We start from the raw sequence: 23,515 nt of genomic DNA, 5'->3' as shown, positions 1-23,515 counted from the left end.
TTTTTTGTGCAGAAAAGGGAGGAATGAAAACAAAATGGAAGAAAGTAACAAGATGAAAGACATGCCGGTAAATAAGCTGATGATCCAGATGGGAATCCCCATGATTTTATCTATGGCATTACAGGCGGTTTATAACATTGTAGACAGTGCGTTTGTGGGAAATATGAAAACGGGCAGTGAAGCGGCACTAAATGCACTGACTTTAGTATTTCCGGTGCAGATGCTGATGGTTGCAGTGGGAATCGGAACCGGTGTAGGAACTAATGCACTTCTTGCAAGAACACTGGGACAGGGAAACAGTAAGAAAGCAGCAAAGGTAGCAGGAAACAGTCTGTTCCTTGGTGTGATTATTTATGTGGTATGTCTGTTATTTGGAATTTTTGGAGCGAAAGCTTATATTTCATCTCAGACCACAGATGCAGAAGTACTTGAAATGGGAGTCAGTTATCTGAGGATATGCTGTGTGATTTCTTTTGGAATCATTTTCTTTTCACTATTTGAAAAATTACTCCAGGCGACAGGACGATCTCTTTATTCCACAATCGGACAGGTAGTCGGAGCTGTTGTAAATATCATTCTTGATCCAATTATGATCTATGGTATCGGTCCGGTTCCGGAAATGGGAGTAAAAGGTGCAGCTTATGCGACAGTAATTGGTCAGATAGCATCTGCAGTTTTACTGCTTGTTTTCCAGATAAAGCTGAATAAAGAATTTGAGCATGATGTGAAATACATGAAGCCGGATGCAGGCATTATAAAAGAAATCTATGCGATTGGCCTTCCGGCCATCATTGCACAGGCATTGATGTCTATTATGGTATATGTAATGAATCTGATTCTGAAATTCAATCCATCTGCACAGACAGCTTATGGATTATTCTATAAGGTTCAACAGTTTGTGCTGTTCCTCGCATTTGGACTCAGAGATGCAATCACACCGATCATTGCATTTGCTTATGGAATGAGAAGCAAGAAGAGAATCCAGGATGGAATCAAATATGGTCTGATCTATACGGTTGCATTGATGATTCTGGGTATTGCAATCACAGAGATTTTCCCAGGGGCATTTGCGACGCTGTTTAATGCCGGACAGTCGAGAGCATATTTTATCAGTGCAATGAGAGTCATTTCTTTAAGTTTCTTGTTTGCAGGAATTAATGTTGCTTATCAGGGAATCTATCAGGCAGTGAACAGTGGTATGGAATCACTGGTTATCTCACTTCTGAGACAGCTTGTAATTATCTTACCACTGGCTGGAATTTTTTCTATATTTGCCAGAAATGGTCAGATGGGAGTTGCATTAATCTGGTGGGCATTCCCGATCACGGAAGTGATTGCATGTCTGGTGGGATATGTATTCTTAAAGAGAATCAGAAAAAACAAGGTTTTAAAGTAAGGAGGAAACAGGAATGGTAAAACGAATCATTACGATCAGCAGAGAATTTGGAAGCGGCGGACGTTTCATCGGCGAGGAAGTGGCAAAGAAGCTGGGAATTGCTTATTACGATAAAAATATCATCAATCAGATAGCGGAAGAATCAGGACTGTCACCGGATTATATTCAGGAAAGTGCCGAATTATCGCCAAAGAAAGGACTGTTTGCCTATGCATTTGCCGGACGGGATATCACGGGAAAATCTTTGGAAGATATGGTATATGAAGCACAGAGGAAGGTGATTCTGGAACTTGCGGATAAGGAATCTTGCGTTATTATAGGAAGAAATGCAGATTTTATACTGAAAGACAGGGATGATGTGCTGAATGTGTTTATTCATGGAGATATGCCGGAAAAGATACAGCGTATCAGCAGGTTATATCATGTCAGTGAGCAGGAGGCTGTAAAGCTGATAGCAGATACAGATAAAAGGCGCATGACAAATTATAACTTTTATACCGGGCAGAAGTGGGGAAAGGCCAGCAATTACACGTTGTGTCTGAACAGTTCACAGCTTGGATATGGCAGATGTGAAGCGGTTATTATGGAGTGCAGATAGATCTGTGGGGACAGAAAAGTATCCGGGGCTAATGAAGATAATTTAAAAATGATTTCCAAATTGAAAAGGAGAGGTCAAAATGGCAAAAGCCAGATATAAGATAAAACAGATGACTGAGTAACATACTTTTCTGCAATCCGTGCAGGGACAGCATGTTACTGTACAGGAAATCAGAGAATACTTCAAAGACCGTGAAATTGCAGTCGGAACGACAACAATATACCGGCAGCTGGAAAAGATGGTAAAAGATGGTTTGGTTGAGAAATATGTGGTAGAAGGTACAAACAGTGCCTGCTTTGAGTACATAGGAGAGAGTGAGACATCTGATTATGAGAGCTGCTATCATTGCAAGTGTGAAAAATGTGGAAAACTGATTCATATTCAATGTGATGAGATTGAATGCCTGAGCAGACACATGACAGAACATCATGATTTTCAATTAGATCCCAAACGTACTGTCTTCTATGGAATCTGTAATGAGTGTAGAAAAAACACTTAAACCAAAATAAGAACGTTAATGAGAAAGGAGAAGGATATGACTACGGAAAAAAGAAAACATCTTGCAGCATGGTTTAGCATCATCTTTATATTCGTGACATTGGCTTCTCTTTTCTATATTGTCAAAGAAGAAAATCATAAATGCACAGGAGAAGACTGTCCTGTCTGTGCGTGTGTTTAAGACTTTTTTTGTGTAACTTTGTGCTCGGTGATATTGTCCGTTATCTGTGCGGTTATAGGAATTTTGTTATCCATACTTGCCGGAACACCGGTTGGCTCGACTATCGTGGCTGCAGATATGGCAGCATTCTTTATCAGTTGTGTAGCAGGACGGATGATGGGGAGAAGATGATATGAGAAGAAAAAAATGGATTATTCTTGGCGTTTGTATGCTCTTTTGTATGATAAATATAGCTGGATGTGTAAAAAAAGAAAGCAAGAAGATTACTACAGGCTCTTCCGTGGATAAAATCGTAAAGGAAAAGACAGAAAAAAAAGAAACTCAGAATACAAAACGTAAAGAAACGAAAAAACAGCAGGAAGAGAAAAGCCAGGAATCGAAGGGACAGGGAGGGCAACAGACACCAGGCAGTGATGTTGATTATGACCTTACAAATATGAATAAAGATATGGTCTATGCTGCTTTTTATCAGCTGATGGTAGAACCAGATAAATATATTGGAAAGACACTTTGCATCGATGGCTTATATTATACTGGACAAAACGAAAAAACTGGAACATACTATCATTATAGCATTATAAAAGATGCACTGGCCTGCTGTTCACAGGGACTGGAGTTTGTCTAGGGAGATGTGTTACATGTATATTCGGATGAATATCCCAAAGATGAGACAGAGATAGAGGTAAAGGGAACATTTAAAACGTATAAGGAACCTGGAGACGATACATTATACTGTCACCTTGTGAATTCAGAGATGCAGGTAAAATAAAAAATGAAAAGATGATAAGAATGAAACAGGTTGCAACGAAGATAACGGAATATGTAAAGAAAAGCAAAAGAGCAAAATTATATGGAGTATTTGGTCTGATATATCTGATTGCAGTTATATTTGTCATGAATGATGCATGGCTGTATCAGACACCAATTGCAAAACTTACAAAAGTAGAGACAAGCATAGCAGGAGAGAATAAAAGCACCCGCGGAACACAGGAAATCAAATATAAGCAAAAAATCCGGGGTGTGATATTAAATGGAACGAATAAGGGGAAAATCGTTGATTTTTCTAACGAATATACCTATACAGGAATGTTAAAACAGAAATATCACAAAGGGGATAAAGTATTGCTGAACGGGTCTGAAAGTAATGTGGGATCCAGTATACAGAGCGTAAAAAGAGATACAGAACTTGTTGTTTTGCTTGGACTTTTAATATTTGCACTGATGACAATCGCAGGAAAGAAAGGCGTGCTCACGATTATAACGGTTGGAATCAATATTGTGATATTTTCAGTAGGATTTTTAAAAAGCGGTGATGATGCGGATGTTGTAGCAATCTGTAATAAAATGGTACTCTTCTTTGCAATTGCTACATTGATCGGATTAAATGGACTTCACAGGAAAACATGGGCGGCCTTATTGTCAACACTATGTATACTGGCAATGATCATGGGAATATTTGAGGTAGTGATCAGTCATACCGCAGAACTGGATTATTCTACGATGGAATATTTGGGAAGCATTGATAATCCGGATGAGATTTTTCATGCGGAGATCCTGTTATCCGGACTTGGAGCAATCATGGATGTTGCAGTGGCAATTGCGGCAGCTTTGAGTGAAATTGTTACGAAGCGGCCAGAAGTTACATTCCGGGAGTTATTCCGGTCCGGAAGAGAGATTGGATATGATATTATGGGAACGATGATCAATGTATTGTTATTCGTGTTTGGCTGTGGCCTGATTCCGATGTGTGTGATCAGGATGAATAACAGTGTCCGGTTTATGACGATCATCAAATTACATATTCCGTGTGAATTATGCAGATTCTTCATAGAGAGTATTGGAATTGTACTGGCAATACCAGTATCTATCCTGATCACATCTGTGATAATGAAATTAACGATAAGAAAGGTGAAGAAGATATGTTGATGATACTGGGATTCATCCTGTTATTTTTGATCATGATTATTGGCGGGGACAGAGGTGTGATATCATTGATATCACTGGTTGGAAATATGCTGCTGCTTAGCCTGGCTATCTGGCTGATGGCAGCGGGAGCACCGGTACTTCTGGTTACGGTCGGAGTAGGAATCATCATTTCATGTGTCACATTATTTTATCAAAATGGTACCAATGAAAAGACGAAGAGTGCATTTACAGCCGTATTGATTACAATGGCGGTCTTGTTCTTCTTTATCTATATGGTGGTGTGGAGAAGTGAGGCAGGAGGACTGAATGAAATACAGGCTGCGGAAGATGATGTATTATATTACAATATGAATCTGGATATTAATATGAGAAATGTTGCGACAGCTGTGATCATACTCAGCACGTTAGGTGCTGTGTTAGATATGGCACTTACGGTTACCACTTCCGTTTACGAGGTCAGTATTCACAAACCGGAGATGAAACTGACAGAACTTGTAGAAAGTGGAATGCAGATCGGAAGAGAAGTAATCGGGACAACGGTGAATACATTGTTATTTGCGTATCTTGGAGAATCACTATTATTATTTTCTTATCTGAAGATGCAGGATTATACACTGGAAACATTATTAAATTCGAAAATATTGTTCCAGAATTGTGTATCAATGATATTTGGTGCGATCGCCTGTGTAGTGGTGATGCCGGTTGCGGCGGTATTGGTGGGAAAACGTATTAATATCGTATAATTGCTTCTAATTTTCCGTATTATAAGCAAAAGGCAGCAGATATTTTGCTTTGATTTTTCCTGGTTTCCTGTCATTAACACCGACATAGATGTTCCCACTTTCACATAGTATGGCGGATCCTACAGTATGATTTTGATCTTTTTCGTCATAATTTGAATGTATAGTCTTTTGGGCTTTTTCGATTAATGCCATGATCCTGCACGGTTAAAGGACATATCCAAGGTCAACATTTTATGATTATTTTGATGACATTTATGATCTGATGGATTATTGCTGGATTGCAATTATGAAAGACATGGATATGGAAAAATGTTTTTGGCGAAGGAGCAATTAAGCAAAGAGGAAGCATTACAGGCGGTTTGCTTTTTGCTTGGCAGTGTCGAAAGGGAGGCTCACAGAAAATGATTTTGTATTTCAGTGCAACAGGAAACGGGAAATATATTGCAGAACAGATTGCGGAGAAAACAGATGAAAAATGTATGTCTATCGTAGACTGCATCTGTGAGGATAAGTATTGTTTCTCCAATGAAAAAATATTTGGAATGGTGGTACCGACTTATTTCTGGCGTCTTCCACGGATTGTTGCAGAATATCTGGGAAAGCTCAGAATTGAAAATTGTGGATATACATTTTTCCTTACCAGCTATGGAGCAACGACAGGTGAGGCTGGCAGTATGGCGAAGAAGATTATGGCTCATAATGGGCAGAACTTTGATGCCTACTATAGTGTGATTATGCCGGATACATGGACACCGGTATTTGACCTTACGAATAAGAATAGAGTTGATAAATGGCTGAGTGACGGCAAAAAGCAGCTTAAGCTTGTTATCGGCAATATAATGTCAAAAAGAAAAGGAAATTTTGTAGACAGAAAATTATATAGCCGGAAACCTGAACTATAATCCGGAAGTGCATTGCACCCATCATGAACACGAGCATTCCTGCGGAGAACATCATTGTGGTGAAGATAAGCATGGCTGTAACGGTAATGCAGGTAACTGTTAATGAGTGAGTCAAGCCTACTATTATCTGTGGAGTATTCTACGGATAATGGTAGGCTTTTTTCCTTTTTTTTGATAGGATTTGCTGAGTAATTCATTGTAGGTAGTTTGTAGACAGTTCCAGATACCACGGAGTTGTGCATCTGTAAAATTTACTAGTTGGAGTAACATTTTTTGAACATGATTATTTCTGATTCCATAGTTTTTTAGACATTAAATTTCTCAACAGAAAAATTATTATTTTATAGATGCAGTATTTGCGAGCGTAAATGTTACATTTTGGAGTATAACATTGAAAAGTTTTGCAAAAAAAAATCAAAAAATTAGCACTCGCCTCTAGACAGTGCTAACAAAGTATGTTATAGTACAAATAGAACAAAGGAAGAAAGATAAAGAATCAAAGATATGATTCCGAATCGAAACTCCAGAAGTTCCAGCAAACAACATCCAGGAATTATCCGATGATGCTAACAATACATTTTAAACATTTGGAAGGAGAAATGACTTATGATGATGCCTAGTATTTTGGGAGAAAATTTATTTGATGATTTTATGAACGATTTCAGATTACCTGCATTTCCGGATGTAGACAAAGAACTGTATGGAAAACATGCAAAGAATTTAATGAAGACAGATGTAAAAGAAACCGAGAAAGGTTATGAAGTAGATATGGATCTTCCGGGATTTAAGAAAGATGAGATTCAGATGGAGCTGAATGATGGAGTGCTTACCATCAGCGCAGCCAAAGGACTGGACAAAGATGAGGAAGACAAGAAAGGTAACTACATCAGAAAAGAGCGTTATGCAGGCAGCATGAGCAGAAGCTTCTATGTAGGAAAACACGTAACCGTAGAGGATGTACATCCGAAATACGAGAACGGAATCCTCTCCTTCAGTGTTCCGAAAGAGGAAGCAAAACCAGTGGAAGAAAAGAAAAATTATATTTCCATTGAGGGATAATTAAATAAGGTAAGAACCGTTGCCACGGTGGGAGCAATCCTTCTGTGGCAAAAAAATACAACAAAATTAGCACTCGAGGGTTGACAGTGCTAATAAAACGATGTAATGTTATATTGCAAATAGAACAAGAGTGAAAAGGAGGTTGTCTATATGAATATAAATAAATTTACACAGAAATCACTGCAGGCTGTTCAGAACTGTGAACGTATTGCAATGGACTATGGCAACCAAGAGATTGCACAGGAGCATCTGCTCTATGCGTTGCTGACACAGGATGATAGCCTGATCGCGAAACTGATGGAAAAGATGGGGCTTGATAAGAACCTCATCATTAACAGAGTAGAAGAAGCCATTCAGAAACGTCCGAAAGTCCAGGGCGGACAGCAGTATGTCGGACAGGATCTGAACAATGCACTGGTACACGGTGAAGACGAAGCAAAAGCTATGGGAGATGAATATGTATCTGTAGAACATCTTTTCCTGGCAATGATGAAATATGCAAGTAAAGATATGAAGGCACTTTTCCGTGAAGTGGGAATTTCGAAAGAAGGATTTTTACAGGCATTATCAACCGTCAGAGGTAATCAGAGAGTGACCAGCGATAACCCGGAAGATACCTATGATACATTGAACAAATATGGTACCGATCTGGTAGAAAGAGCAAGAGAACAGAAGATGGATCCGGTTATCGGACGTGATTCCGAGATCCGTAATGTGGTCAGAATCCTTTCCCGTAAGACGAAGAACAACCCGGTCCTGATTGGTGAACCTGGTGTAGGTAAGACAGCAGTTGTAGAAGGTCTTGCACAGCGTATTGTACGCGGTGATGTACCGGAAGGACTGAAAGAGAAGACAATCTTCTCCTTGGATATGGGTGCTCTGGTAGCAGGTGCCAAATATCGTGGTGAATTCGAGGAACGTCTGAAAGCAGTACTCGAAGAAGTCAAGAACAGTGACGGAAGGATCATTCTGTTCATCGATGAGTTACACACCATTGTCGGAGCAGGTAAGACAGACGGAGCCATGGATGCCGGTAATATGTTAAAACCTATGCTGGCAAGAGGTGAACTCCACTGTATCGGTGCAACGACACTGGATGAATACCGTCAGTATATTGAAAAGGATGCCGCACTTGAGAGACGTTTCCAACCGGTTATGGTAGAAGAACCCACCGTTGAAGATACCATTTCTATCCTTCGTGGATTGAAAGAGCGTTATGAAGTATTCCATGGTGTGAAGATCACAGATGGTGCCCTGGTAGCAGCCGCAAGATTATCTGACCGTTACATTTCCGACCGTTTCCTTCCGGATAAGGCTATCGACCTTGTAGATGAGGCGTGTGCATTGGTTAAGACAGAACTGGATTCTATGCCGGCAGAGATGGATGAGCTGAACCGTAAGATCATGCAGATGGAGATTGAAGAGACGGCTCTTAAGAAAGAAGATGACCGGTTAAGTAAAGAACGTCTGGAACACTTACAGCAGGAACTGGCAGAGCTTAGAGATGAATTTGCCGGTAAGAAAGCACAGTGGGACAATGAAAAAGTCGGTGTCGAACGTGTACAGAAACTACGTGAAGAGATTGAGCAGGTCAATAAAGACATCGAAAGAGCACAGCATTCCTATGATCTGGAGAAGGCAGCAGAACTTCAGTATGGCAAACTGCCACAGCTTCAGAAACAGTTAGAAGAGGAAGAAGCAAAGGTAAAAGACGAAGATCTGTCTCTCGTACACGAAAGTGTCAATGACGAAGAGATCGGAAGAATCGTATCCCGCTGGACAGGAATTCCGGTTGCCAAGTTAAATGAAAGCGAACGAAGCAAGACTTTACATTTAGGTGATGAACTGCATAAGAGAGTCATCGGACAGGATGAAGCGGTAGAACTGGTAACAGAAGCCATCATCCGTTCCAAAGCAGGAATCAAAGACCCGACCAAACCAATCGGTTCGTTCCTGTTCCTTGGACCTACCGGTGTAGGTAAGACAGAGCTTGCCAAAGCACTGGCAGAGAATCTGTTCGACGATGAGAACAACATGGTACGTATTGATATGAGTGAGTACATGGAGAAATATTCTGTGTCACGTCTGATCGGAGCGCCTCCGGGATATGTCGGATACGATGAAGGCGGTCAGCTTACCGAGGCAGTCAGAAGAAGACCTTATTCGGTTGTACTGTTTGATGAGGTAGAAAAGGCACATCCGGATGTATTCAATATCTTGTTACAGGTATTAGATGACGGACGTATCACCGATTCACAGGGACGTACCGTGGACTTTAAGAATACGATCCTGATCATGACATCCAATATTGGATCTCAGTATCTGCTGGATGGTATGGACGAAAATGGCAACATCAGCCAGGAGAGCCAGAATGCGGTAATGGAAGACTTAAGAGCACACTTCAGACCAGAGTTCCTGAACCGTCTGGATGAGACGATCATGTTCAAACCATTGACGAAAGACAATATTTATGACATTATTGACTTATTAGTAGCTGATGTCAACAAACGTCTGGCTGATCGTGAGATTTCAATCTTCCTGACCGAAGATGCGAAGAAATATGTCGTAGACGGAGGATACGATCCGAACTATGGTGCAAGACCACTGAAGAGATTCCTCCAGAAACATGTCGATACACTGGCAGCAAAACTGATGCTGCAAGGTGACGTTGGAGCACAGGATACGATCATCATAGACGTAGAAGACGGTAAGCTTGTGGCAAGGAGTCAGAGCGTGTGCGAATAATATTTCACATAGATGTCAATTCAGCATATCTTAGCTGGACAGCAGTAGAACAATTGAAAAACGGAGCCGGGGTGGATATCCGGACGATACCTGCGATCATTGGCGGAGACCAGAAGTCCCGCCACGGTATCGTACTGGCCAAATCCATTTCGGCAAAAAAATATGGCATTCGTACGGGGGAACCTGTTGCGAATGCCTTTCGTAAGTGTCCGAATCTTAAGACCTATCTGCCGGATCATCAGATGTACCGTGAATATAGCAGAAAGCTGATGGAATTTTTACGTACTTACACGACACATATAGAACAGGTCAGTGTGGATGAATGTTATATGGATTTTACAGAGATTGCGGATCGGTTCACATCTCCGGTGGAAGGTGCGTCTGAAATCAAAGATGAGGTGTATAAAAGGTTCGGATTCACGGTGAATGTGGGGATATCTTCCAGAAAAGTCCTGGCAAAGATGGCATCTGACTTTGAAAAACCAAATAAAGTGCATACCTTATTTCCAGAAGAAGTCCCGGCGAAAATGTGGCCGCTGCCGATCGGAGAATTATTCATGGCAGGCCGTTCAAGTGTAGAGACAATGAAGAAGCTTGAAATCTATACGATCGGAGATCTGGCGAATACAGATCCGGAAATTTTGGAACTGCATTTGAAAAGCCATGGAAGAAAGCTATGGGAATTTGCCAACGGGCTGGATGATTCGGAAGTGGAAAGTGTCCGTGCAGAGGCAAAAGGAGTCGGCAATTCCACGACACTTCCCAAAGATCTGATAACAGAAGCAGAGGCATTGCCGGTATTGAAAGATCTGGCTGTAAGTGTGGGACGACGGTTGAGAAAAGCCGGACAAAAAGCCGGAATGGTGAGCGTAGAAATTAAGTATCACACTTTTAATCAGGTGTCTCATCAGAAACAGATGGAGAGACAGACGAACCAGGATCAGGATATTTATCAGGCATCTATCGAACTGTTCCGCGAATTGTGGAGCGGGGAACCTATCAGACTTCTTGGAATCCGGACGTCCAAATTATCGGAAGAAAGCGAACCGGAGCAGCTGAGCCTTTTTGATATGAAGTTTGAATCTGAAGAGACGAGGAAGAAAAAGAAGAACTTAAAAGAGGCATTAAAGAAATTAGAAGGAAAATACGGGGATGGGATTGTGAAAAAAGGATGGTAGCAATCCCATCCCCGTATTTATTTTAAAAACTACAGATAACAGTTTCGTTCTGAACAACATCCTGCCCGGTAAAGAATCTGACATCCGGGAAGTCTTCGCAATTCGTAAGAACAAAGACGCATGCCGTGTCAAATCCCTCTGATTCAATAAATGATTTATCAAATTTTAAAAGTTTTGTTCCTGGTTTTACTTTCTGTCCCTCTTTTACAAGGATTTTGAAGCCTTTACCATTCAGACTCACGGTATCTAATCCGACGTGGATCAGAATTTCAGCTCCGTTTGCTAATGTCATGCCGACCGCATGATTTGACCCTTCGGCAACCATAGAGATAGTTCCGGCGCAAGGTGCACAGATAAGTTCCCCGGAAGGAATGATTGCAAGTCCGTCACCTAATGTTTTTGCAGAAAATACAGGATCATTTACTTCTGTGATCGGAATTGTATTTCCTGATATAAATGCGTATACATCGTTTCCGGTGTCTTTTGATTTTCTTTTAAATAAACTCATGATTTTACCTCCATCTGATAAATAAGTGTGCTGTATTCTTTGATCGTTCCATCGTATTGCCCAAACAAGATCTGTGCATGCCCGGGCAGTGTGAATGGGATTGGTGAATCGGTATAGTTTTGGGCAAAGATGAATTCCTGGCGGCCGCTGCTTCTGCTGGATACCTCAATGCCTTCTGGAATGTGATCCATGATGACCGGGAGCTCCTGTTCCTGGATGATCTGTCTGTAAAAATCATAATAAAACGTATCTTCGGCGTCTGCACAAAGATAAAAAGCAAGGCCATCTCCATATTTGTGAACAGTTAATGCAGGGTACCCGGCATAGAAATTATCGGCATACTGCATAAGAGGAACAGCGCCTTTTAATTGTACAAGATCACACAGATGTGTACAGAGATAGGTGGCAGGCAATGTCATAAAATTATTGCTGGCAGGAACCATATGGTTACATTGATTATCATATAATCCATCGATCTCTTCACTGCGGATACCAAGTACATCGATAAGATGATGCGGGGTTCCGCCAAGGTGGCAGAGATCGGTTTCATTTACGATGCCGCTCCAGTAAGTCATGATAAGAATGCCGCCGTTTTGTACAAATGTTCTTAATTTTTGTTCAATGCCAGAACGGAACATATAAAGCATGGGAGCAGCAATGATCTGATAGCCGGTCAAATCCTGATCCATGTTGATAATATCGGTGTTCAGGCCGTTCTTACGGAATGCCTGATAAGATTTCAGAGCAGCTTCATGATAAAAAAGTCCCTCATTTCTTGGCCCTTTGGCATCTTCCATAGCCCAGCGGCTTTCCATATCATAGAGAACGGCAGCAGGTGCATGCACGGAAGAGGCCGGGACGTCGGCAGCGGTTAAAGTTTGTAATGCGATACCGGTATCTGTTACCTCGCGGAAAATGCGGGTGTCATCTCCGCCGTAATGATCTATCACGGCACCGTGGAACTTTTCAAAACTTCCGCGGCTTGCGCGGATCTGAAAGAATTGTGCGCTGTCTGAACCATGTGCAATTGCCTGCAGGCTTGCATTCATAAGAAGCCCCGGATGTTTGGCTTTACTTACTTTCTGCCAGTTTGGACTTGCTGGGCAGGATTCCATAAGAAGGAATGGCTGCTGCTTCATACTTCGCATCAGATCATGCTGGAAGGCGGTATCGTATGCGGTATGGATATCGGAATCTTTATGCCAGGCCGGATAGCTGTCCCAGGAGATATAGTCTACGTGCTGGGCAAGCCGGTAATAATTCAGTCCTTTATAATCATCCATAAAATTCACGACCGTCGGCTGCATGGCACCGGCATCACGAAGAGCAGTGATTTCGTGACACATAAAATCTGTAGTCTGTTCTGTGACGAAACGTTTCCAGTCGAGATTCAGGCCATGAAGTCCTTTGTCGCCGATGGAAGACGGACTTTCTATCTGGTCAAATGAATTGTAAGTGTGACTCCAGAAGGTAGTCCACCAGGCGTGATTTAAAGCATCTATTGTATGATATTTCTTTTTTAACCAGACACGAAATGCCTTCTGACACAATGGACAGTGACACTCGTCGCGGTATTCATTGGAAATGTGCCACATGATAACGGCAGGGTGATTCCGAAACGTTTCCGCGAGTTTCCGGTTGATTTTCCGTACCTTTTCTCTGTAAACAGGAGAAGTATAACAATGGTTATGTCTTTCGCCGTAGTGGTAACGGACTCGGTCTTCGCGGACCCGGAGAACTTCTGGATATTTTTCGGCAAGCCAGCGTGGGCGTGCTCCGGACGGAGTTGCGAGAATGACTTGAATCCCGTTTTCGTATAGACGATTAATCGTATCAATCAGCCATTGAAAATGATAATGGTCTTCCTCTGGCTCCAGTACGGACCAGGAAAATACTCCCAAAGTTACCGTATTGATCCGGGCTTTTTTCATAAGTACAATATCTTTTTCTAATATATCCGGGCGGTCCAGCCATTGTTCCGGGTTGTAGTCACCGCCGTAGATAAATCCTTTTCTTAAAATGTTCATAAATTGTGTCCTTTCCGCTACTAAGAGTTTAAATGCTTTCCTGCGGAAGGACAAGAGGGGAAGCGTTCACATTTTTGCACAACCGCATGGCAAAAACACGGCTTTTTTTCGAATGAAAAGTGGGGTAGTATAACGATATCAGATCGATGCAGATCAGAAAGGAGCAAGAATATGGGAATGAGACCAAATTATCATATCTCACCGAAACATGGATTTTTGAATGATCCAAATGGTCTGGCACAGTTTCAGGGAAAGTATCATGTATTTTATCAATGGCTTCCGGATGTTGTACCGCAGGGAAATAAGATCTGGCGGCATTGCGTGTCAGAAGATCTGATTCACTGGTCGGATCAGGGATGTGGGCTGAAACCGGAAGAGTGGTATGAAAAGAATGGATGTTATTCTGGTTCTGGAATTACAGAAGGAGACAGCTATTATCTGTTTTACACAGGAAATGTGAGAGATTCCGAAGGCGGCAGGGAAACTTATCAGTGTCTGGCAAGTTCTTCGGATGGAGTGAACTTTCATAAGGAAGGGCCTGTGGTATATCTTCCGGAAGGCTATACACCACATTTCAGAGATCCAAAAGTATGGAAGAAGAATGGCCGCTAGTGGATGGTTGTCGGAGCACAGACAAAAGAGCTGAAAGGAAATGTAGCTTTATTTGTTTCGGATGATTTGAAAAAATGGCAGTGGAAAGGCAATATGCTGGATTCTTCCATGGATTGGGGGTATATGTGTGAATGCCCGGATCTGGCAGACATGGGAGAAAGACAATTCCTTATTGTGAGCCGTCAGAAAGAAGACGGATGCAAAGGGATGGTATTTGCCGGAATAATGGATTATGAACAGGGAAGATTCCATATAAGTGAAGACACAGGTGTACTTCTGGATGAGGGATTCGATTTCTATGCGCCACAGACATTTACTGATGAAAGTGGACGACGCCTTTTGATGGGATGGATCGGAGCAGGAGAGATTGAATATCAGATGAGTCAGCCGACCGTAAAAGAAGGATGGCTGCATGTGCTTACGATACCGCGGGAAGTATATGTGAAGAACGACCGGCTGTATCAGAAGCCGGCAGAAGAATTAAAACATCTGAGAAAGAACGAAGAAAGCATTTGTGGAACCGGAGAGATTGCAATCGACAGACACTCAAAGTGCATGGAGATATTGGCAGAGGGTCTGGAAAATCAGACGATCACATTTGATTTTGGTAAGGTGATCAAGTTCTTATATAAGAAAGAATCGGGAAATCTGCTTGTTTTCAGAAAGAAGTGGAATGGAGAAGGATATGATGAGAAAGAGATCCATCTGGATAAACTGGAAGATTTCAGAATCTATCTGGATCAGTCTACGGCAGAGATATTCCTGAATCAGGGTGAAAAAGTACTGACTATGAAGTCGTATTTCACAGAGGATACGTTGATCCATATGAATTCTGAACTGCAGATAAAAGTGAAAACATGGTTATTGGAGGAAGAATGATGGCAAAAGAGACAGATTATAAAGCAGTTGCACAGCAGATCATCGAAGTTGTCGGTGGACCTGAGAATATCATTTCTGTTGCGCACTGTGCGACAAGATTACGCCTGATTGTAAAAAACAGGGAAATCATTGATGACAAACAGGTAGAAGCAATTGATATTGTAAAAGGATGCTTTTTCACGGCTGGACAGTATCAGATTATTCTTGGAACAGGTATTGTAAATAAAGTATATGATGAAGTAATGAAACTTGGAATTGAAGGTTCCTCTAAGAATGAACAGGCAGCCGCTGCCGCAAAACGAGGAAATAAATTACAGCAGTTGGTCCGTGTGTTCGCAGATGTATTCGTTCCGATCATTCCGGTAATGGTTGCAACAGGACTTTTCATGGGACTGAGGGGATTCCTGACACAGGATGCACTGCTTGCATTCTTTGGAACTTCAGCAGATGCGATTCCAAAACAGTTCCTGGAATTTACACAGATTTTAACTGATACAGCGTTTAGTTTTCTGCCTGTACTGGTATGCTGGTCTGCATTCAAAAAGTTCGGTGGATCTCCGGTACTTGGTATTGTAATTGGATTGATGCTTGTAAGCAGTATTTTGCCAACTTCATGGGATGTGGCTCAGGGAAATGCAAAACCACTGATCTTCTTTGGATTTATTAAAGTCAATGGATATCAGAGTTCTGTATTACCGGCATTCATTGTTGGTTTCTTAGGCTCTAAGATTGAACAATGGCTGCATGATCATGTGATCAATGCACTGGATCTGATCGTGACACCATTTGTTACAGTGCTTGTATCACTTTGCCTGGGACTTTTTGTTGTCGGACCAATTTTCCATTCGGTTGAAGTAGGTCTGGTAAGTATCGTATCTGCATTGTTCAGCCTTCCGTTCGGAATTGGCGGATTTATCTGGGGAGCACTTTGCCAGGTAATTGTTGTAACCGGTGTACATCATGCGTTGAATCTTGTTGAGATTGAGATGCTTGCAAAAACAAAATGGAATCCGGTAAACCCGGTAGGTTCTTGCGGTATTGTAGCACAGGCAGGAGCAGCAATGGCAGTTGCAGTAAAAACAAAATCAACAAAAATGAAATCCTTAGGTTATCCTTCTGCAATCTCTGCATTACTTGGAATTACAGAGCCTGCAGTATTTGGTGTAAACTTAAGACTGGTACAGCCTTTTGTATGTGCATGTATCGGTGGTGGCGTCGGAGGATGGATCGCAGCACTTCTCGGACTGAAAGGAACAGGAATGTCTATCACTGGTATTCCGGGAATGCTCTTATATCTGAATAAACAGATGCCGCTTTACATTCTGGTAAATGTAATTGCATTCGCCGTTGCATTTGTACTTACATATTTCTTCGGAATGAAACAGGATGTTGCAGAAGCAGAATAAAAAATGAAGACAGAATTATAAGGAAGAGTAAAATGGACAGGAATCAAATAAAAGTTCTTATCCGGCAGATGACTCTTGAAGAAAAAGCCGGGCAGGTAACGCAATTACCTTCCCGGTATTTTGCAATTCAGGGAAGTCAGCTGACCGGAACAGAGACAAAGCTTGGGATCAGTGAAGAAAAGAAGTGGCTGTGTGGGAGCATCTTGGGAAAACTTGATGCGGTATCTATGAGAAATATCCAGAAGGAGAATCTGGAAAGAAGCAGATTACAGATTCCGCTGATGTTTATGACGGATATTGTACATGGGTATCAGACAATATTTCCGGTACCGTTGGCTATGGCAGGATCATTTGACCCGGGAATGGTCCGGGAATGTGCCAGAATATCTGCGAAAGAAGGAAGTGCCGCAGGATATCAAGTGACATTTTCCCCGATGGTAGATGTCGTAAGAGATCCGAGATGGGGACGCGTGATGGAAAGCTTTGGGGAAGATAGTAAATTAAATTGTGACTTTGGAAAAGCGATGGTAGAAGGATACCAGGGGGAAAATCTGAAGGATCCGGACCGTCTGGCAGCATGTGTGAAACATTTTGCAGCATATGGTGCGGCAGAAGGGGGAAGAGATTATAATACTTCCGATGTATCAGAATTCCGTCTGAGAAATAAATATTTTCCTCCGTTCAAGGCCTGTATTGATGCAGGAGTTAAATTGGTAATGGCAGCATTTGAAGCATTGAATGGAATTCCGGCGACGGCAAATCCATGGCTTTTGCAGGATATACTAAGAAAAGATCTTGAATTTGAGGGAACCGTGATTTCAGACTGGGGGGCGGTACTGGAACTGATCAAGCATGGTGTAGCAGAAGAGGAAGCAGAGGCCGGAAGACTTGCTCTGGAATCCGGGGTACAGATTGAGATGGCGACAGCAGCCATAGTAAAACACATAGAAGCATATGTTAAGAAATTTCCACATCTGGAAGCTATATTAGATGAAGCGGTGGAAAAAGTCCTGATCTTGAAAAACGAACTGGGGTTATTTGAAGATCCATACCGCGGAGTTGATCCAGAGCGGGAAATGCGGGAACTTCGAAGTCCGGATAAAAAAAGGGCAGCATTCCATGCGGCCACAGAGTCGGCTGTACTATTGGAAAATAACGGAATTCTACCACTGACGAAAGAGACGCCGGTTATTCTGACCGGACCATATGCAGAAAGTAAAAATATTCTGGGTCCGTGGTCGGTTGACGGTATCGTAGAAGATGCCATAACAGTAAAAGACGGACTTATTTTAAAGGGCGGCCGGATAAAGGAAGTGATTCAGACTGCATATGAAGAAGTGACAGAACAAGATTCAGACCGTATCGTACAGACTGTAGCATCGGGAGATGTAGTAGTACTGGCACTTGGTGAACCAGAGCTATGGTCCGGTGAAGCAGGAAGCAGATCTGTGATCGAACTGCCGGAACATCAGATCAGCCTTTTGAAAAAACTTCATGAACATCAGATTCCGGTAGTAGTATTACTGTTTAATGGACGTCCATTGGACTTAAGAAAGGTGAAAGAATATGCAGATGCAGTTCTGGAAATGTGGTTTCCGGGAACGGAAGGCGGCAATGCAGCAGCAGCACTGCTGTATGGAGAAAAGAATCCTTCCGGAAAACTGGCGATGAGTTTTCCATATGGAAGCGGTCAGATCCCTGTGTCCTATGATATGGCTCCGACAGGACGCCCAAAAGCCGATCTGGTGCAGGAACCACGATATAAATCACAGTATCTGGATATACCGAATGAACCATTGTATTCATTTGGATATGGCTTGAGTTACACGGAATATGATGTACAGGTCAATGGAAAAATTGTCAGACAAGAACAGGAATACCTGGTACCTGTGAAGGTGACAAATCTTGGAAATATGACAGGAAAAACGGTAGTCCAGATTTATATCGGGAAGAAAAAATCTTTGGTCGCAAGGCCGGTGAAAGAACTTGTGGCTTATAAAAAAATTGAATTACAGCCGGGAAAGAGTAAAGAAATCGTTATTCCGATAGAAGAAAAGACACTGGAACGCTGGATACCGGGAAAAGGCTGGACAAAAGAAAAAGGGGAATATACAATATTGGTTAGTAATGACGGCCGGAACTTTCAGAGAATGGAACTGACGGTCGGATAAAAAATCAAAGTATAAGAAACGAACCAGGGTGAGTAAATGTATAATAGAAAGATAAAGCTGATCAGGGCGTTGCTTGGACATGAAAGAATGTCGTCTGCCGAATTGATGGATAAATTAGATATCAGCCAGAGAACATTGCGAAACGAAGTAAAAGAAATTAATGAAATCCTGAGACAGGAGAATGTTGGAATTTATTCGTCTAATACTGGAGGGTATTATCTGAAAGCAGAAGAAAAACAAAATGTACAGAAGGTCCTGGATCGTATGATCAGGAAGAGTAAGAATGTAATATTGCCGGAGACGCCGGATGAAAGATTTTTATTTGGATTTACCACTTTGTTTTTTGAAAAGCGCCCGATTTCTATACAACGGACAGCAGAAAAATTATTTGTATCTAAAACAGCAATGCTGCAGACCAAGAAAGAAATACAGGATGCATGCAGATGGTACCATGGACTGACGATAGAGGTAAGCAGTAAGGGGTCAAGAATTACGGGTCCGGAAAAAATCCGCAGACATGCCCTGGCGGAGATCATGAACTATTATACGTATGGTGCGATATTGATGGAACGTGTGATCACGTTCCTGTTTGGAAGTGAAAAATATGAAGATTATATTGCACTATATAAAGCACTTCCGGCGATATTACAACAATACGGATATCGGTTAATAGATAAAGCAATCGAAGGGTTTGCCCTGGATATATTTGTCAGTCTTATGCGGAGAGAAAAAGGATTTGAACTGGAAGAAGATGCCGGAGATTATGAGACTTGGCCATGTGTAGAAGAAATATGCAGATTTCTTGAAAAAAAGGAATATGATATTCCAAAGCAGGAACGCAGTTATATGGCAGAGTGTCTGAGAGCAAAAAGAATATTGTACACACAGGGAAAAACGTATGAAGTTCCGGAAGAATATACAGAGATTACGAAAGAATTTCTTGAAATAGTTGACCGGAAATATCATACAGATTACAGAAATAATGAAGAATTATTCACGAGACTGTCTGTACACATCGGAAAGATGATAGAACGGATAGAACAGGGATATTTTGAGACAAATCCGACACTGGAAAATGTATTGGAATATTACGAACGAGAAGTGCGGATGGCAGAAGAACTGAACCAGATACTGCAGGAAAAATATCAATTTATAGCCAATGTACATGAGATCTGTTATGTTGCAATTTACTTAAAGGCATATGACTTCCAGAGATTAAAAGCCGTTATTTTATGTGACATTGGTGAAAGCTTTGCGGATAATATGGCAAGGCAGATTACAGATTACTGTGGTGAAAAGATACACATTCTGGAGAAGATGTCTCTGGCGGAGTACAGACTGGATCCGGTTCCGGTAGATCTGGTAATATCGGGTTCCAGAGTATATGGTGTAGAGTTTCCAAAAAAGACAAAAATTATATACGTGGATTACTTGTTGAAAGAAGAAAATCTGAAAGCGATCCAGGAGTATCTGATGAAGGAAGGAACAGATTATGATAAAGATGATTGCAACTGATCTGGATGGAACAATGTTGAAAAATGACTGGTCAGTATCCGGGATAAATGCTAAGGCAGTAGAGACCGCGCAGGGACAGGGAGTCAGGTGGATGACGGTAACCGGAAGATCTTACAGAGGTGCAATGCCGCTTATGCAACAGTATGGGATCAACTGTGGATATGTATTAATGAATGGGGCAGAATTTCGGGATGAAGAAGGAAGACTGATATTTGCGGAGGATATGGATCCTGAAAAGGCAGCAAAAGTGTGCAGAAAACTGGATGCAGAGGGGATAAAGTTCGAGATCAATACGGATCATGGGGATTATGCGACTACGAAAGAGATGAAATATGCAGATTTTCTGGAAGAGGGATGGCAGCAGATTTTTGAAAAGAAATACAAGATAAGAAAGATACTATGTTTCAGTAAAGATACAGAAAAGATAAAAAGACTTAAGCAGGAGATTTTTGAAGAGACAGGACTTAGCGTATTATCTTCATTTGCAGATAATATGGAGGTTACCGCACCAAAGGCTCAAAAGGGAATTATGTTGAAACAAGTTGCAGAATACTATGATATAAAGTCAGAAGAAGTGGTTGTATTCGGGGATGGATGGAATGATCTGTCAATGATAGATCAGTTCCCAGAATCCTATGCAATGAAGAATGGTACCAGGGAATTGAAAGAACGGGCAGCGCATATTACTGAATATACGAATGAGGAGTCAGGAGTGGGAAAGACCGTGTTGAAATTGCTGGGTAGGAAAAATCCTTGACAAAACTAATGAAATTTGATATAGTTATGAGCATAAGAGCAGTTGCGAATTATATTTACATATAATTTGTGGCTGCTTTCTTTGTTTGTTTATAAATAAAGCGGACATCATCAAAAGACATTGGTCGTGAGAGATATGTCCACAAAGATTAAAAAATAAATCTAGGAGGAATGGAAATGAAAAATGTAAATTGGAAAGAATTATTCATTGATATCCTTGTGGATATCGTAGCAGGTATGATCATCGCAGTTGGTATTTACAACTTTGCATTGAATGCAGATTTCCCGGTAGCAGGATTTTCCGGTATCGCAATCATTCTGTATCACTTATTTGGCCTTCCGGTTGGTGCCGGAACCATCATCTTGAATGTACCTGTTGCAATCTTCTGTTATAAATTTTTAGGAAAAGAATTTTTCTTAAAGTCCATGAAATCGATGATCATTTCATCATTACTGATGGACTACGTAGCACCACTGTTTCCGGTCTATGACGGAAGCAGACTGCTGGCAGCTCTGTGTATGGGCGTATTATGCGGAATCGGATATGCCATGATCTTCATGAGAGGTTCTTCAACAGGTGGACAGGACTTTATCAGTGTGGCAATCAAGAAAGTAAAACCACATATTACGCTTGGAATTATTACATTTGTCCTTGATATCTGTACGATCATTCTTGGCACAGCACTTGTATTCAAGGATATAGACGGCCTGATCTATGGTGTCGTCGTTACTTATCTGATGGCAATGGTAATGGACAGAATCATGTACGGTATCGATGAAGGTAAGATGACCCTGATCGTAACCGACAAAGGTGCTGAGATTGCAGAACAGATTGACGCTTACTCAGGAAGAGGATCTACAATCTTAAAAGGAATCGGAAGTTATTCAAAGAAGGACAAAGATGTCGTAATGTGCGCCTGCAATAACAAGCAGATGTATACCATTAAGAAGATGGTACATACCATCGATCCGAAAGCATTCACTATTATCGTAGAATCGAACGAAGTAGTAGGAGAAGGATTCAAGGAAGAACTTCCGGATATTGAATTGTAAAATAAGACAGTAAAAAATTAGAAGAGACATAAAAGAGTAAGAAGACCAGCCGATTACCGGCAGGTCTTCTTGCTGTAAAAAGAAAATCTTTACATTGCATACAATTTCACAAGCTCTGTAACTACATCCACACTCTTATCCATACCCTCTACAGTAATATGTTCATAAGGTCCGTGATAAGCATGTCCGCCTGTTCCAAGGTTCGGGCAAGGCAGTCCCTTGAAGCTTAACTGGCATCCGTCTGTACCGCCGCGGATCGGAAGTACAAGTGGTGTCACATCTGCATTCTCACACGCTTTTTTCGCATTGTCAATCAGATGCATACAGGTGGAGATAATCTCAGCCATGTTACGGTACTGTTCAGAAATGGTAAGTGTTACAGTACCTTCGCCCCATTTTTCATTCATATCTTTCTCGATTAATTTCAAAGTTTTTTTCTTTGCTTCAAAGAGATCTTTGTCATGGTCTCTTACAATATAATGAAGCTCAGCTTCCGCAACTTCTCCGGACATGCTCATCAGATGATAGAATCCTTCATAATCCTCTGTTCCGCGAGGTGTCTCCATAGATGGAAGAGCATTATTGATCTCCATAGCAACCAGACTTGCGTTGATCATAGTATCTTTGGAAGAACCAGGATGTACGTTGAATCCTTTGATCACGAAATCCGCTTTGCATGCGTTGAAGTTCTCGTACTGGATCTCGCCTTCGGTATCACCGTCCAGTGTATAGCCGTAGTCAGCACCGAACTGTTCTACGTTGAAGTGAGAAGCACCGGTACCAATCTCTTCATCCGGTGTAAATGCTACGCACAGAGGTCCGTGAGGAATCTTTTCTTCCTGAATGCGTTCGATCATTGTCATGATCTCTGCGATTCCGGCTTTGTCATCAGCTCCGAGAACAGTCGTGCCGTCAGAAGTGATCAGTGTACGTCCTTTCAGATCTGCCAGATGCGGAAAGTTCTTAGGACTTAAAATAGTATCACTTGTTCCGAGCCTAAGTTCACCACCGTCATAATTTTCAGTAACAATTGGTTTGATATCATGGTCACAGAAGTCTGATACGGTATCCATGTGTGCGATGAATCCGATCGCCGGCTTGTCTTCCAGGCCTTCGGTAGCCGGAAGCTTTCCGTACAGGTAGCACTGGTCATCCAGAATAACATCTGTAAGACCCAGTTCCTTCATCTCTGCTTCCAGAAGTCTTGCAAGATCGAACTGGCATACAGAAGATGGTACAGTTTCGCTGTTTTCGTCACTTGGTGTACGGACAACGACATATTTCAGTAATCTTTCATAAGCTTTCATAAGTTACATTCCCCTTTTCTTATTTTTTCAAAATATTCTAACTATTACTATAACA

At 41.6% G+C, this 23,515-nt stretch carries 21 protein-coding genes and 1 pseudogene; 18 read left to right on the top strand and 4 right to left on the bottom strand.

Annotated features, from left to right (window positions below; translation table 11 throughout):
- Positions 1 to 34: 34 nt before the first annotated feature.
- From NCY30_RS07075 to NCY30_RS07045, 7 genes are all read left to right on the top strand, one after another.
- Positions 35 to 1,396 carry an MATE family efflux transporter gene (locus NCY30_RS07075; RefSeq protein ID WP_006427752.1) on the top strand — a complete coding sequence of 454 codons (1,362 nt, stop codon included), beginning with the start codon at positions 35 to 37 and terminating at the stop codon, positions 1,394 to 1,396.
- A gap of 13 nt (positions 1,397 to 1,409) precedes the next feature.
- Positions 1,410 to 1,994 (top strand): cytidylate kinase-like family protein, encoded by a 585-nt coding sequence (locus tag NCY30_RS07070; RefSeq protein WP_006427753.1) that lies wholly within the window; start codon positions 1,410 to 1,412, stop codon positions 1,992 to 1,994.
- A gap of 139 nt (positions 1,995 to 2,133) precedes the next feature.
- Positions 2,134 to 2,493 (top strand): Fur family transcriptional regulator, encoded by a 360-nt coding sequence (locus NCY30_RS07065; protein ID WP_006427754.1) that lies wholly within the window; start codon positions 2,134 to 2,136, stop codon positions 2,491 to 2,493.
- A 352-nt stretch (positions 2,494 to 2,845) separates the two neighbouring features.
- On the top strand, positions 2,846 to 3,298 hold the full coding sequence (locus NCY30_RS07060) for a hypothetical protein (RefSeq protein WP_195389383.1): 453 nt from the start codon (positions 2,846 to 2,848) through the stop codon (positions 3,296 to 3,298).
- A gap of 6 nt (positions 3,299 to 3,304) precedes the next feature.
- On the top strand, positions 3,305 to 3,442 hold the full coding sequence (locus tag NCY30_RS07055) for a hypothetical protein (RefSeq protein WP_006427758.1): 138 nt from the start codon (positions 3,305 to 3,307) through the stop codon (positions 3,440 to 3,442).
- 11 nt (positions 3,443 to 3,453) lie between these two features.
- Positions 3,454 to 4,599: a YibE/F family protein gene (locus NCY30_RS07050; protein ID WP_006427759.1), complete on the top strand. Its 1,146-nt coding sequence runs from the start codon at positions 3,454 to 3,456 to the stop codon at positions 4,597 to 4,599.
- A complete protein-coding gene (locus tag NCY30_RS07045; protein WP_006427760.1) occupies positions 4,593 to 5,342 on the top strand; it encodes a YibE/F family protein in 750 nt (249 codons plus the stop codon). The genes NCY30_RS07050 and NCY30_RS07045 overlap by 7 nt, the downstream gene beginning before the upstream one ends.
- 6 nt (positions 5,343 to 5,348) lie before the next feature.
- Here NCY30_RS07045 and NCY30_RS07040 read toward each other — a convergent pair whose 3' ends face one another.
- Positions 5,349 to 5,534: a hypothetical protein gene (locus NCY30_RS07040; protein ID WP_173733532.1), complete on the bottom strand. Its 186-nt coding sequence runs from the start codon at positions 5,532 to 5,534 to the stop codon at positions 5,349 to 5,351.
- A gap of 209 nt (positions 5,535 to 5,743) precedes the next feature.
- On the opposite strand from NCY30_RS07040, the gene NCY30_RS07035 reads away from it, so the two are divergent.
- From NCY30_RS07035 to NCY30_RS07020, 4 genes are all read left to right on the top strand, one after another.
- Positions 5,744 to 6,244 (top strand): EFR1 family ferrodoxin, encoded by a 501-nt coding sequence (locus NCY30_RS07035; protein WP_055213229.1) that lies wholly within the window; start codon positions 5,744 to 5,746, stop codon positions 6,242 to 6,244.
- 606 nt (positions 6,245 to 6,850) lie between these two features.
- On the top strand, positions 6,851 to 7,303 hold the full coding sequence (locus tag NCY30_RS07030; RefSeq protein WP_055181944.1) for an Hsp20/alpha crystallin family protein: 453 nt from the start codon (positions 6,851 to 6,853) through the stop codon (positions 7,301 to 7,303).
- Between the two features lie 150 nt (positions 7,304 to 7,453).
- Positions 7,454 to 10,048: an ATP-dependent chaperone ClpB gene (gene clpB, locus NCY30_RS07025; RefSeq protein ID WP_250818593.1), complete on the top strand. Its 2,595-nt coding sequence runs from the start codon at positions 7,454 to 7,456 to the stop codon at positions 10,046 to 10,048.
- Positions 10,039 to 11,226, top strand: a complete 1,188-nt coding sequence (locus NCY30_RS07020) for a Y-family DNA polymerase (protein WP_161170470.1) — start codon at positions 10,039 to 10,041, stop codon at positions 11,224 to 11,226. Before clpB ends, NCY30_RS07020 begins: the two co-directional genes overlap by 10 nt.
- Before the next feature lie 22 nt (positions 11,227 to 11,248).
- Here NCY30_RS07020 and NCY30_RS07015 read toward each other — a convergent pair whose 3' ends face one another.
- Positions 11,249 to 11,734 (bottom strand): PTS sugar transporter subunit IIA, encoded by a 486-nt coding sequence (locus NCY30_RS07015; RefSeq protein ID WP_081019623.1) that lies wholly within the window; start codon positions 11,732 to 11,734, stop codon positions 11,249 to 11,251.
- On the bottom strand, positions 11,731 to 13,761 hold the full coding sequence (locus tag NCY30_RS07010) for a beta-galactosidase (protein ID WP_055194425.1): 2,031 nt from the start codon (positions 13,759 to 13,761) through the stop codon (positions 11,731 to 11,733). The genes NCY30_RS07015 and NCY30_RS07010 overlap by 4 nt, the downstream gene beginning before the upstream one ends.
- Before the next feature lie 171 nt (positions 13,762 to 13,932).
- Between NCY30_RS07010 and NCY30_RS07005 the strand changes: the two are divergent.
- The 7 genes and pseudogenes from NCY30_RS07005 to NCY30_RS06980 form a co-directional block, all read left to right on the top strand.
- Positions 13,933 to 14,832 (top strand): annotated as a pseudogene (locus tag NCY30_RS07005) (glycoside hydrolase family 32 protein); the annotation flags it as partial.
- 96 nt (positions 14,833 to 14,928) lie between these two features.
- Entirely contained in the window at positions 14,929 to 15,252 is a 324-nt protein-coding gene (locus tag NCY30_RS15205; protein ID WP_330376416.1) for a GH32 C-terminal domain-containing protein, read from the top strand.
- Complete coding sequence (locus NCY30_RS07000; protein WP_250818592.1) at positions 15,252 to 16,658, top strand: sucrose-specific PTS transporter subunit IIBC; 1,407 nt, start codon at positions 15,252 to 15,254, stop codon at positions 16,656 to 16,658. Before NCY30_RS15205 ends, NCY30_RS07000 begins: the two co-directional genes overlap by 1 nt.
- Positions 16,659 to 16,690: 32 nt before the next feature.
- A complete protein-coding gene (locus tag NCY30_RS06995) occupies positions 16,691 to 18,829 on the top strand; it encodes a glycoside hydrolase family 3 N-terminal domain-containing protein (protein WP_055194429.1) in 2,139 nt (712 codons plus the stop codon).
- 36 nt (positions 18,830 to 18,865) lie between these two features.
- Positions 18,866 to 20,344 (top strand): BglG family transcription antiterminator, encoded by a 1,479-nt coding sequence (locus NCY30_RS06990; RefSeq protein WP_055194432.1) that lies wholly within the window; start codon positions 18,866 to 18,868, stop codon positions 20,342 to 20,344.
- Positions 20,322 to 21,101, top strand: a complete 780-nt coding sequence (locus NCY30_RS06985; RefSeq protein WP_055194434.1) for a Cof-type HAD-IIB family hydrolase — start codon at positions 20,322 to 20,324, stop codon at positions 21,099 to 21,101. The genes NCY30_RS06990 and NCY30_RS06985 overlap by 23 nt, the downstream gene beginning before the upstream one ends.
- A 176-nt stretch (positions 21,102 to 21,277) precedes the next feature.
- Complete coding sequence (locus tag NCY30_RS06980; protein WP_055194436.1) at positions 21,278 to 22,153, top strand: YitT family protein; 876 nt, start codon at positions 21,278 to 21,280, stop codon at positions 22,151 to 22,153.
- 89 nt (positions 22,154 to 22,242) lie between these two features.
- On the opposite strand, the gene pepT is transcribed toward NCY30_RS06980, so the two are convergent.
- Positions 22,243 to 23,460 (bottom strand): peptidase T, encoded by a 1,218-nt coding sequence (gene pepT / locus NCY30_RS06975; protein WP_055194438.1) that lies wholly within the window; start codon positions 23,458 to 23,460, stop codon positions 22,243 to 22,245.
- Positions 23,461 to 23,515 lie beyond the last annotated feature (55 nt).

It is taken from the genome of Dorea sp. MB18-49, assembly GCF_023669465.1.
GTDB classification, from domain to species: Bacteria; Bacillota; Clostridia; order Lachnospirales; family Lachnospiraceae; genus Dorea_A; species Dorea_A longicatena.
Note: the sequence above shows the minus strand (reverse complement) of the source record. Positions and strands in the feature narration are given on the sequence as shown.